The organism is Cellulomonas chitinilytica, from assembly GCF_016862675.1.
GTDB classification, from domain to species: Bacteria; Actinomycetota; Actinomycetes; order Actinomycetales; family Cellulomonadaceae; genus Cellulomonas; species Cellulomonas chitinilytica.
The window spans coordinates 1-11974 of record NZ_BONK01000020.1 but is presented as its reverse complement, the minus strand read 5'-3'; the positions used below and the strand labels follow the sequence as shown (position 1 = coordinate 11974).

General features: G+C 73.0%; 11 protein-coding genes. 6 read left to right on the top strand and 5 right to left on the bottom strand.

Translation table 11 applies throughout. The features are described from left to right. Positions 1-225 precede the first annotated feature (225 nt). A complete protein-coding gene (locus Cch01nite_RS21150) occupies positions 226-1782 on the top strand; it encodes a vWA domain-containing protein (RefSeq protein ID WP_239071184.1) in 1557 nt (518 codons plus the stop codon). Positions 1783-1824: 42 nt separating this feature from the next. On the opposite strand, the gene Cch01nite_RS21145 is transcribed toward Cch01nite_RS21150, so the two are convergent. Continuing rightward, on the bottom strand, positions 1825-2748 hold the full coding sequence (locus tag Cch01nite_RS21145; RefSeq protein WP_203758493.1) for a hypothetical protein: 924 nt from the start codon (positions 2746-2748) through the stop codon (positions 1825-1827). A 157-nt stretch (positions 2749-2905) separates the two neighbouring features. Beyond that, positions 2906-3457 (bottom strand): DinB family protein, encoded by a 552-nt coding sequence (locus Cch01nite_RS21140; RefSeq protein ID WP_203758492.1) that lies wholly within the window; start codon positions 3455-3457, stop codon positions 2906-2908. A 157-nt stretch (positions 3458-3614) separates the two neighbouring features. Here Cch01nite_RS21140 and Cch01nite_RS21135 point away from each other — a divergent pair, with 157 nt between their 5' ends. Further along, complete coding sequence (locus Cch01nite_RS21135) at positions 3615-4187, top strand: hypothetical protein (RefSeq protein ID WP_203758491.1); 573 nt, start codon at positions 3615-3617, stop codon at positions 4185-4187. 4 nt (positions 4188-4191) lie between these two features. Here the strand turns inward: Cch01nite_RS21135 and Cch01nite_RS21130 are convergent, their stop codons facing one another. After that, positions 4192-4581, bottom strand: coding sequence for a DUF779 domain-containing protein (locus Cch01nite_RS21130; protein WP_203758490.1), 390 nt, complete (start codon positions 4579-4581; stop codon positions 4192-4194). Positions 4582-4728: 147 nt separating this feature from the next. Beyond that, positions 4729-6252, bottom strand: coding sequence for an acetaldehyde dehydrogenase ExaC (gene exaC, locus Cch01nite_RS21125; RefSeq protein WP_203758489.1), 1524 nt, complete (start codon positions 6250-6252; stop codon positions 4729-4731). A 269-nt stretch (positions 6253-6521) separates the two neighbouring features. Here exaC and Cch01nite_RS21120 point away from each other — a divergent pair, with 269 nt between their 5' ends. After that, positions 6522-7664, top strand: a complete 1143-nt coding sequence (locus Cch01nite_RS21120) for a right-handed parallel beta-helix repeat-containing protein (RefSeq protein WP_203758488.1) — start codon at positions 6522-6524, stop codon at positions 7662-7664. Positions 7665-7718: 54 nt separating this feature from the next. Here Cch01nite_RS21120 and Cch01nite_RS21115 read toward each other — a convergent pair whose 3' ends face one another. Continuing rightward, on the bottom strand, positions 7719-9026 hold the full coding sequence (locus tag Cch01nite_RS21115) for a sigma-54-dependent transcriptional regulator family protein (RefSeq protein ID WP_203758487.1): 1308 nt from the start codon (positions 9024-9026) through the stop codon (positions 7719-7721). A 111-nt stretch (positions 9027-9137) separates the two neighbouring features. On the opposite strand from Cch01nite_RS21115, the gene Cch01nite_RS21110 reads away from it, so the two are divergent. The 3 genes from Cch01nite_RS21110 to Cch01nite_RS21100 all read left to right on the top strand — a co-directional run. Then, positions 9138-9743: a TetR/AcrR family transcriptional regulator gene (locus Cch01nite_RS21110; protein ID WP_203758486.1), complete on the top strand. Its 606-nt coding sequence runs from the start codon at positions 9138-9140 to the stop codon at positions 9741-9743. A gap of 239 nt (positions 9744-9982) precedes the next feature. Further along, a complete protein-coding gene (locus Cch01nite_RS21105; RefSeq protein WP_239071183.1) occupies positions 9983-11029 on the top strand; it encodes a methyltransferase domain-containing protein in 1047 nt (348 codons plus the stop codon). Between the two features lie 190 nt (positions 11030-11219). Further along, a partial coding sequence (locus Cch01nite_RS21100; RefSeq protein ID WP_203758484.1) for a lytic polysaccharide monooxygenase auxiliary activity family 9 protein occupies positions 11220-11974 on the top strand: 755 nt, incomplete at its 3' end.

Below are 11974 nucleotides of genomic sequence, written 5' to 3'. Positions count from 1 at the left end.
TCGATTCTTGATGCCGATGAATTGCGGTTCCTCTCCCTCGCGGCCGAGGTCGCGGAGTTACCGAATCGAGTTGTTCGTTACCTGAACGGGACGGTCGCGTGACTCTCCCGTGCTGGTCGGGCCCCGCGGCGCCCGCCACGCTTCAGTCCTCGAACAATGGAGGCGACGATGCGTGGACGGTCATTGATGGGCACCATTCTTGCGACCCGGAGTGCTGGTGCGGACGTGCGCACAAAGGCACCGAGCCGTCTGGTCGCGGGATGCGCTGCGCTCGCCGTCGTGGGCGTGCTGGGGGCCTGCAGCGCGGCCGGCTCGAGCGACGCCTCCTACGGACCGGACGGCGGCTACGACGACTCCTTCGCCCAGGAGAGGTCGCGCCAGGCCCCGGTGGACGGGCAGGAGGAGTACGACACCTCCCCGGAGCAGGCGTTCCAGGACGTGGCGACGAGCCCGCTGTCGACGTTCGCCTCGGACGTCGACACCGCGTCCTACAGCAACCTGCGCCGCCAGCTGAACGAGGGCGTCGCGCCGGAAGGCGTCCGGATCGAGGAGCTCGTCAACTACTTCGACTACGACTACCCGACCCCCGAGCCGGACGCTGCGGACCCGTTCACCGTCACGACGCAGGTCGCGGACGCGCCGTGGGCACCGGGCCACCAGCTGGCGATGATCGGCGTCCAGGCCACGGCGGAGAAGGCCACCCACCGCGGCAACAACATCGTGTTCCTGCTCGACGTGTCCGGGTCGATGGACGAGCCGAACAAGCTGCCGCTGCTCGCGGACTCGTTCGAGCTGCTCGTCGAGCAGCTCGACGAGGACGACACCGTCTCGATCGTGACCTACGCCGGCAGCGACGAGGTGCTCGCCGACTCCGTGCGCGGCGACGAGCACGGCGAGCTGGTGCGGATCCTGCGTGAGCTCCGGGCCGGTGGGTCGACGGGCGGCGCGGCGGGCCTGCAGACCGCGTACGAGCTCGCGGCGAAGAACTTCGTCGACGGCGGGAACAACCGGGTGGTCCTCGCGACCGACGGCGACTTCAACGTCGGGCCGTCCAGCCCCGAGGAGCTGACCGACCTGATCGAGGAGCACGCCCGGTCGGGCGTCTACATCTCGGTGCTCGGGTTCGGCATGGGCAACCTCAAGGACAACACGATGGAGGCCATCGCCGACCACGGGAACGGCAACTACGCCTACATCGACACCCTCGACGAGGCGCGCAAGGTCCTGGTCGACGAGTTCGACTCGACGATGTTCGTCGTCGCGCAGGACCTCAAGGTCCAGGTCGAGCTCAACCCCGCGACCGTGTCCCAGTACCGGCTGCTGGGGTACGACAACCGCCGGCTGGAGGACGAGGACTTCGACGACGACGCCAAGGACGCCGGTGACGTCGGCGCCGGGCACGAGGTCACCGCGTTCTACGAGCTGGTCCCGGCCCGGGACGGGTCGCCCGACGACGACCTGGACTACCAGGACGTCAAGCCCGGGCACTCCGACGACTTCCTCACCGTGCACGTGCGCTACAAGAACCCGGGCGCGAGCACCAGCACCGAGGTCGTGTTCCCCGCCGGCGCCGACACGTACACCACGCGGCCCTCGACCGACTTCCGGTTCGCGTCGGCCGTCGCCGAGTTCGGCCTCGCGGTGTCCGGCTCGCAGCACGCCGAGGACGCCAGCCCCACCCGGGCACGCGACCGTGCCGAGGCCGCCGTCGGCGAGGACCCCTACGGCCTGCGGTCGGAGTTCGTCGGCCTGATCGACAGCTACCTGCGGATCGCCGACTGACCGCTCACCCTGACGTCCCTCCCGGGCGCACCGGGAGGGACGTCAGCGCGCGATGTTCGACGCACGCTCCCGCAGCTCGTCGGGGGTCACGAGGAAACCCATGCTGTCGACCACGGACCCGCCGACGGCCCGCCACAGGGCGGCCGTCGCGCGGGCGATGCCCGGGCTGACGCGCGAGCGGGCGATGACGTGCAGCGGCGACGGCTGGTCCATCGTCAGCTCCTCGGGCGAGGTCGGCTGCCACACCACGTGGTACGCCCAGGGCCCGTACTCCCGCCAGTCCAGCGTCGACAGGACCATCGGCACGTCCGTCGAGCGGTCCGCCCGCACGGTGACGGCACCGTCGTACTCGAACACGGCCGTGACGGAGAACGCCCCCTCGGGCGCGTAGGCCTGGCTCGGCACCTCGCCCGCACCGATCCGGGCGCCGTGCAGAGCGGGGCGGACCAGCGGGACGGCCTCGTGCGCGGACATCGGGACGGCGGACCACAGCGTCAGGTCGACGGCCGCCGAGGGGTCGGGCTGGACGAGCCGGGCCCGGTCGGCCGGGACGATCGCGCCGCCCGAGCGGCGGGCCGCGGCGACGAGCCAGCCGGTGACGAGGTCCATCGCGGCGCCCTGGAGCCGGACCGCCGGGTCCGCGGACGCCAGGGCGTACGCGTCGACGTCACGCGGCGCGAGACCGAGCTCACGGGCGGCGTCCGCGTCGAGCGCGATGGGCCCGTGGAGCGTCATCGTCGCGTCGAGCTGCAGGAGCCCCGCGGACCCGGTCGCCGGCTGGGCGGCCATGCCGCGGAACCGGGCCCCCGTCATCCGACCGCTCGCGCCCGCCTGCACCGGGGGTATCGACCACGCCGCGCCGGGGAACCAGGCGGCCGCGAGCGCGAGCACGTCCGTCCCGCGCGGCACGACCAGCACGTGCCTGTCCTTCAGACCCACCGGCAACGCGACAGCAGCCAGGCTCATGGCGGCGGACGGTACACAGGCGGTGATTCAGGCATGTTTCGGCTCGGCGTGGCGCCCGGCGAGTCGCGATGACCTGCGGTGACAGCCGTCATCCACAGGCTTCACCCGCTCTGCACACGGGTGTGGACGAACCCTGTGGACAACTCCTGGCGGAGGCTCAGGCGCGCACGTCGTGCAGGTGGTGGACCACGTCGTGCAGGAAGTACTGCCCGAGCGTGCGCACCGTGAACGCCGACCCGTTCGACCGGCGGCCCGGCCGCTCCCACTGGTCGTCCCCCACGGCGTCGAACCGGTCGGCGATCACCTCGGACGCGTCCACCAGCTCGTCGGCCACCACCGCCGGGTCCTGCAGGTCGTACCGGTCCTCCAGCGCGGTCGCGTCCTGGTCCCAGTTCGCGAACGGCGGATCGTCCTGGTCGAGCATCAGCCGCAGCCGCTCGTCGAACACCCGCAGCACGTCCCGCACGTGCGCGCCGTACTCCAGCGTGCTCCACGTCGCCGGCTCCGGGCGCTCGCGCGCGTCCTCGCGGTGCAGGGCCGACACCCACCGCGGCGTGAGGTCACGCACCGTGCCGCCGATCGCGCGCGGGTCCACGTCGGCGGCGGTGAAGCCGCACTCCGGGCAGCGCTCGTGCAGCACCCAGGTCCAGTCCTTGGTGTCGGGCTCGATGCCGGTCTGGACGTCGGTGGCGGGAGTCTCGCTCGTCATGCCCGCACGGTAGACGCAGAACCCGCCGTGCGACAGACGTGCCCACCGTCGATCTCCTGCCGTCCGGAACGGGGCGAACCGCCCCGGACGGACACCCGCGGCCGATACGGTCGACGGGTCCGCTCCCCTCGCCCCGCCCGCCCCAGGAGCCCCACGCATGCGTCGCCCGCTCGTGCTCGCCGCCGTCACGCTCGGCACCCTCACCGCGTGCTCGATCGGCGGCCCGTCCGCTCCGGGCACCACGGCTCCCGCGACCACCTCCACGCCGAGCGCTGCCGTGGCCCCCGTCGGGGCGATCACGTCCACCGGCATCGGCCCGGCGCACCTCGGCATGGCGCTCGGCGACCTCGCGGCGGCGACCGGCAGGACGGCGCCCGCCCCCGACGAGTGCCTGTCGATGACGATCGGCGGCCTCGCCGGCATCGACGACCTGCGGGTCACCCAGTCCTACGCCGTGCCCGGGCTGGTCGACGGCATCTACGCGCTGTCCACCGGCGACGCCGACCCTGCCGCAGGCCCCCGCACCGCGGAGGGGATCGGTCTCGGCTCCACGGTCACGGAGCTGCAGGCGGCGTACCCGAACATGCCCTGGGAGGTCGACCCGGACGGTGGGTCGACGCAGCTGACCGTCGACGGCGTGACGTTCGTCGTCGACTCCCCCACGGGCACGGGCACCGTCGTCGAGGTCGCCGTCGGCGCCCCCGAGGCGCCCAGGGAGGACTGCGGCTGAGGCGTCAGAGCACGCCCGCCGCCCGCAGGGCGACCCCCTCGTCGTCGGTCAGGAGCCGCGAGCGCAGCAGGAACCGGACGCCCTCGGGAGCCTCCAGCGAGAACCCCGCGCCGCGGCCCGGGACCACGTCGATCGTCAGGTGCGTGTGCTTCCAGTACTCGTACTGCGCCTTCGTCATCCACACCGGGACGACGACCCCGTCGCCCAGGTCGAGGTCGCCGAGGTGCTCGTCGACGTCTCCCGTGAGGAACTCCCCCGCGGGGAAGCACATCGGCGACGACCCGTCGCAGCAGCCCCCCGACTGGTGGAACATCAGCTCGCCGTGCTGCGCGCGGAGCTGCCGCAGCAGGTCCGCCGCGGCGTCGGTCACCGCGACACGCTCGGGCACGTCCATGCTCTCGACCCTCCTCCCGGCCGTGCGGAACCGCGACCGGAACCGCACGCACGACCCACGGTCCGGTCGGGTGGTGCGTCCCCTCCGCGCCCCACCCGACCGGACCCCCCCGACGCATCCCCCGAAGCGTCCGGGCCCCACGACCCGTCAGAAGTACCCCATCGCCTTGCCGGAGTACGACACGAGCAGGTTCTTGGTCTGCTGGTAGTGGTCGAGCATCATCTTGTGGTTCTCGCGGCCGACGCCCGAGCCCTTGTACCCGCCGAACGCCGCCGCCGCCGGGTACGCGTGGTAGCAGTTCGTCCACACCCGGCCGGCCTGGATGTCGCGCCCGGCCCGGTACTGGATCGCCGCCTCGCGGGACCACACCCCGGCGCCGAGGCCGTACAGGGTGTCGTTGGCCGTGTGGATCGCGTCCGAGTAGTCGGAGAAGCTCGTCACGGCGACCACGGGCCCGAAGATCTCCTCCTGGAAGATCCGCATCGAGTTCTTGCCCTCGAAGATCGTCGGCTGCACGTAGTACCCGTCGGCGAGGTCGCCGTCGAGCTGGGCGCGCTCGCCGCCGAGGAGCACCTTCGCGCCCTCGGCCTTGCCGATGTCGATGTACGACAGGATCTTCTCGAGCTGGTCGTTCGACGCCTGTGCGCCGACCATCGTCTCGGTGTCGAGCGGGTTGCCCTGCTTGGCGGCTGCCGTCCGGGCGATCGCGTCGGTCATGAAGCCGTCGTAGATCGACTCCTGGACCAGCGCGCGGGACGGGCAGGTGCAGACCTCGCCCTGGTTGAAGGCGAACATCACGAAGCCCTCGAGGGCCTTGTCGTAGAAGTCGTCCTTCTCACGGGCGACGTCCTCGAAGAACAGGTTCGGCGACTTGCCGCCCAGCTCCAGGGTCACGGGGATGATGTTCTGCGACGCGTACTGCATGATCAGCCGGCCCGTGGTGGTCTCCCCGGTGAAGGCGATCTTGCGGATCCGGGACGACGACGCGAGCGGCTTGCCGGCCTCCACGCCGAACCCGTTGACGATGTTGAGCACGCCGGGCGGCAGCAGGTCACCGATGAGCTCCATGAGCACGAGGATCGACACGGGCGTCTGCTCGGCGGGCTTGAGCACCACGCAGTTGCCCGCGGCCAGCGCCGGTGCGAGCTTCCAGACGGCCATGAGGATCGGGAAGTTCCACGGGATGATCTGCCCGACCACGCCGAGCGGCTCGTGGAAGTGGTAGGCGATCGTGTCGCCGTCGATCTCGGAGATCGACCCCTCCTGCGCGCGGATCGCGCCGGCGAAGTAGCGGAAGTGGTCGACGGCCAGGGGCAGGTCGGCGGCGATGATCTCGCGGATCGGCTTGCCGTTCTCCCAGCACTCCGCGACGGCGAGCGACTCGATGTTCGCCTCGATGCGGTCGGCGATCTTGTTGAGGATGACGGCGCGCTCGGTCGCGGACGTCTTGCCCCAGGCCCGCGCGGCGCCGTGCGCGGCGTCGAGGGCACGCTCGATGTCGTCCGCGTCGCCGCGGGCGACCTCGGTGAACGTGCGGCCGGTGACGGGGCTCGGGTTCTCGAAGTAGCGGCCGGCCGACGGGGCGACGTACTCGCCGCCGATCCAGTGGTCGTAGCGGTCGCGGAACGTGGCCAGACTGTCGGGGGTGCCGGGTGCGGCGTAGACGGTCATCGCATCTCCTGGGGGGCGAGCTGCCGGGCGCCTCGCTCGTGGCACGGCACCCGAGCACGCGGCGTCGTTGCCTCGTGCTGGACGCACCGTAGGTCGGGGAACGTTGCACGACCGTTGCACCCCCGCCTCACACCGGGCCCGTGCAGGACGTGAGGGGCATTTCACCCGATATCGGGTCCTATCGGGCATGCGTCCAGCCGGGCCCGCCCTCGACCATGGGCCTGATCGCGCCCGCAGGAGGGCGGGCGCTCATGGGGGGAGAACGCGTCATGCCAGGTCACACGCACGTCACCACCCGACGGTCCGCCGTCGCCGCCCGAGCGCTCGCCGTGGCTGCCCTCGGGGCCGCCGCGCTGACCGTCGGACCCGCGGCCCAGGCCGTGGCGCCGCCCGCCTGCGGATCCACGCTCAGCGAGGACACCACGCTGACCGCCGACGTGCGCTGCCCGGGCGCGTCCCCGGCCTTCCACCTCGCGAAGGGCGTCACGCTGGATCTCGGCGGCCACGCCGTCGTCGGGAACGGCTCGGGGAGTGCGATCTCCGCCGCCCCCGAGGGCGCGACGGTCCGCAACGGCACCGTCCGCGGCTGGGGCGTCGCGGTGAGCAACAAGCCCGCGAACCCCGACGCGGAGTCGGACCCGCTCACGCTCCTCGTCGAGGACGTCCGGCTCGCCGACAACCGGGTCGCGCTGCGCACGCAGGGAGAGTTCCTCGGGTCCTGGGGTCCGACCGTCGTCCGACGCACCACGTTCAGCGGCAACGAGACCGGGCTCGACATCACGTGGTACGGCGTCGCGACCGTCGAGGACAGCGTCTTCAAGGACAACGGCACCGCCATCTCGTCGGACGCGTCGGCCGTGCAGGTCAGCGGCACGGCGTTCAGCCGCAACGCCCAGGGGCTGTCCGGGAACGAGGCGAGCTTCCTCGTCGACGCGAGCCGGTTCGTCGGCAACACGAGCGGCATCTCCGTCGGCGGGACGTCGTCCCTGACCCTGCGCGGCTCCACGGTCAGCGGCAGCGACACCGCGGTGAGTGCCGGGCTCGGCTACGTCGTCATCGAGGGCTCCACGCTGAGCCGCAACACGTCGGCCGTCGTGACGGAGCTGGCCGGCGGCCTGATCAGCGGCACGACGTTCCGTGACAACGGCGTCGCCTTCAACGCCACGCAGGCGCCCTACTACTGGGACCTCGTGCTGCAGGACAACGTCGTCGTGCGCAACGGCGACGGCATCGTCACGCAGCCCACCGACGAGGACTGGACACTCCTGCAGCTCGGCGGCAACCGCGTGGAGAACAACACGGGGTGGGGCATCCACACCCCCGGCGTGACGGACCTCGGCGGCAACACGGCCCGGCGCAACGGCAACGAGCCGCAGTGCACCGGGGTCGTCTGCGTGCCCCGACCGTCCTGACCCGGCCGTCGTCCCGACCTGCCGGCGGTGTCGCCGCCCGCCGGTCGGGACGGGTCAGCCCAGCCGGCGGGTGAGCAGGTCGAGCCGTCCGAGAGCCCGGGCGTGCGCCGGGGTGCCCCGCGGCGACAGCCAGGCGAGGTGCTCCCACGCCTGCCAGTCCTCCGCGCCCTCGTCGGACGCGAGCCACCGGCTCACGACCTCGGGTGACCGGCTCACCAGCACGGCGGCGCGGACGTCGGCCGTCAGCTCGTCGCGCAGCTGCTCGACCCCCGGTGCCACCGACCGTGCGAGCACCGGCCCGGGGTAGGACGCGAGCGCGCCGGACGTGTCCCCCGCGTCGAGCAGCGACCGGACCAGGTCGATGTCCGTGGGGACCGGAGCGGTGAGCCGGTACGGCCGCGACGCGGACATCAGGGGCCCGACCGACCGGCGCAGCCGCGAGACCTCGGCACGGACCGTGACGTCCGAGAGGTCGTGCGCGCTGAGCAGCACCGCGAGCTCGTCGGCGGACAGCCCGGCGGGGTGCGCCGCGAGCAGCAGGAGGATCTCGGCGTGCCGCAGGCTCAGCCGGACCGGCGCACCGGCGATCCGCAGCACCGGCTCCCCGGCGCCGAGGACGCGCAGCCGGGCGGCAGGTCCGACGGGGGGCACGGTCGGCGGCATGGCGGTCAGGTCGACCGGTGCTCCGGCGGCCGAGCCACGCAGGTGGCCGAGTGCGAGCGCCTGGGTGGGCCCGGCACGGTCGACGCCGGCGGCGCGGGCGAGCTCGGCCTCGACGGCCGCGACGGTGGCGCGGACCAGCGACATCGCCAGGGCGGACGCGACGATCGACCCGCCGGTCACGTCGAGCACGCCGAGCACCTGACCCGACGGCGCGTGCACGGGGGCGGCGGCGCAGTTCCACGGCTGGACGCGACGGGCGAAGTGCTCGGTGCCGACGACCTGCACCGGCCGGTCGGTGACGAGCGCGGTGCCCAGCGCGTTCGTGCCGGCGCAGTCCTCGCGCCACACGGCTCCCTCGACGAACCCGACGCCCTCGACGCGACGGCGCACGTCCCCGTCCCCCTCGACCCAGAGCATCCGCCCGACGTCGTCCGTGAGCGCGGTGACCCACCCGGCGTCGGCACCGGGGGTCACGAGGAGGTCGCGGACGACCGGCATCGCGCCCGCGAGAGGGTGCTGGCGGCGGTAGCCGGTGAGCGTGCGGCCCGCCATGTCCACCGGGGCGGCGGCGAACTCGGGGTCGACGCCGCTGCGTGCGCTGCGCCGCCAGGAGTCCACGACGAGGCGTCGGACGTGCCGCCCGGGGGCGTGTCCTGTGGTGACGAACCGTTCGTGCGCGGCGCGCACGGCGTCGACCATCGCGCTTCCTTCCCGCCCGTCGTCGAGCAGATCCCCCCGTCCTGCGAGCATACGAACGAGTGACCAGATCCGCCGGTCGGATTTTCTGACAGAACGTGCGACGATGTCACCATGCCCAAGATCATCGGCGGGTCCCTGCACGAGCACCGCGAGCAGACCCGGCAGAAGCTCTTCGCGGCGCTGTCGACCCTCATGGCCGAGCAGGGCTTCGACGCCATCACCCTCGCCGACATCGCGCACGCCGCGGGCGTCGGGCGCACGGCCGTCTACAACCACTTCCCCGACAAGGAGGCGCTCCTGCTCGGGTTCATCACCCACGAGACCGAGCAGTACACCGCCACCCTGCAGCGCGCGCTCGACGACATCGACGACCCCGTCGAGCAGCTCCGCGCGTACGTCCGCGCGCAGGCACAGCTCAAGCGCGTCTACCACGTCGCCCCCGGCCCCGAGCTGCGCACTGTGCTGTCCCGCGGCTCGCAGGCCCGCGTCCGCGAGCACGTCGTCGTGGTCGAGCAGCTCCTGCGCCAGATCCTGGCGGCCGGCGTCGCCAGCGGCGCGTTCCCCGAGCAGGACCTCGACGTCACCGTCCCGCTCGTCAACGCGTGCCTGTCCGGCCGCGGCGTCGCCGAGGACGGCCCCGCCCGCGAGCGCGCCATCGCCCAGACCGAGGCCTTCGTGCTGCGGGCCGTCGGCGCCGCGGTCCCCGTCCCCGCGTGACCGAGGACCGGCGGGGACGCGACCGGGGACGGCAGGGCGGCGGACCGCAGGGCGGCGGACGGCAGGGCGGCGGCGGACGGCCGTCGCGCGGCGCGGGTGACCAGCCCGGTCGGCGGCCGACGTCGTCCCACCGAGGCGGCCCACGGCACGACGACCGGCGGCGGACCGCGGGGAGACCCGCGCCGGCCGGACCTCGGCCCACCACCGTCGAGCTCACGTTCCTGCCCGGCCTCGCCGACGTGCTCGCCGCGGAGGTCGCGGAGGTGCTCGCGCCCACCCGGCCTCCGGTCCCGGTCCCCGGACGCGACGACGCCCTGGAGCTGCGGCACACCGGCCCGCTCGCCGACGTCCTGCGGCTGCGCACGGCCGTCGCCGCGTTCGTGCACCTGCACTTCGACGTGCCCCGTCCCCGGTCGCTGACCAGCGGCGACCACCTGGCCAGGATCGTCGACGCCGTGTACGCCTCGCTGCGGGCAGGCGGGTCCTCGTCGTTCCGGTTCGAGGCCGCCGGGAGCGACTCGGCGGTGTTCCTGCGGCTCGCGGACCTCATCCGGGAGGCGACGGGGCTGCAGCACGACGACCGCGACGGCCAGCTCGTCATCCGCGTCCGTCGGGGTGCCGCGCGGCGCGGCCCGGAGCGCTCGGGCGCCGCCCGTGGGGCGGGCGCGCCGGACCCCGGCTGGGACGTGCTCGTCCGGGTCGGCCCGCGGCCGCTGTCGGCGCGCACGTGGCGGGCCGCCGACTACCCGGGAGCGGTGAACGCGACGATCGCCGCCGCGATGGTGCGGCTCGGCGGCGTGACGGCGAGCGACCGGGTGCTCAACCTCATGTGCGGGTCCGGCACCCTTCTCGTCGAGCGGCTGCTGACCGGCCCCACGGAGGCGGCGGTCGGGGTCGACAACGCCCCCGAGGCGCTCACGGCGGCTGCGGCGAACCTCGACGCCGCCGCCCTCACCCGCCGCGTGACCCTGGTCGAGGCCGACGCCCTGGCGACCGACGCCGACCTCACCGGGGCGCCGTTCGACGTCGTGTACGCCGACCCGCCCTGGGGCACGCTGCACGGCTCGCACGCGACGGCCGCCGACGTCCACGGCGGGCTGCTCCGGGCGGCGCACCGGGTCACCAAGGAGGGCGGCACGCTCGTCGTCCTCACGCACGAGATCACCGTGATGGAGCGCTGCCTGCGCGAGGCCGACGCGCTGTGGACCCCGCGCGAGACGGTCCGGGTGTTCGCCAAGGGCCACCACCCGCGGATCTACGTGCTGGGCAAGCGCTCACCCGCGTAGGTGTCGAAACCTCCCGCCTAAACGCTTTACGCGGTGGTCACCTCCACCGCCTCCCACCACGGTGTACCTGCACGCGTCCGGCGGGGGCACGACCGGGGTGCGACTCAGGTGGTTCCGCAGGGGGCGTGCGAGCAGCACGCCCCGGGCCAGCGACGACACGGGCCGACACCTCGAGCACCAGGAGACCTCCATGTCCTTACGAGCACGCCTCCGCACCCTCGCCTTCGCCGTACCCCTCGCGGTGATCGCCCCCATGGTCGCCCTCACGGTGGCAGCCACCCCGGCGTCCGCGCACGGTTCCGTCACCGACCCGCCCACCCGCAACTACGGCTGCTGGGAGCGGTGGGGCAACGGCGACAAGTGGTACCAGGGCGACATCGTGACCCAGGACCCCATGTGCTACCAGGCGTTCCAGACGAACCCCGACGACATGTGGAACTGGAACGGCCTGTACGTCAACGGGCTGGCCGGCAAGTTCGAGGAGAACATCCCCGACGGTCAGCTCTGCTCGGGCGGCCCGAAGGCGGACCCGCGGTACGACTTCCTCGACACGCCCGGCAACTGGCAGGCGAAGACCGTCGCGTCAACGTTCCACCTCACGCTCACCGACGGGGCGAAGCACGGGGCGGACTGGCTCAAGATCTACGTGTCGAAGGCCGGCTACGACCCGACCACGAAGGCGCTCGGCTGGGGCGACCTCGAGCTGATCAAGACGACCGGCTCGTACCCCACGACCGGTGACTACCAGACCGACGTGACGATCCCGTCCGGCCGCTCGGGCCGCGCGATCATCTACACGATCTGGCAGGCCAGCCACCAGGACCAGACGTACTTCCTGTGCAGCGACGTGAACATCGGCGGCGGCGGCACGACCACGCCGACGCCCACGCCCACGCCGACCCCGACGCCGACGCCGACGGTCACGCCGACCCCGACCCCGACGCC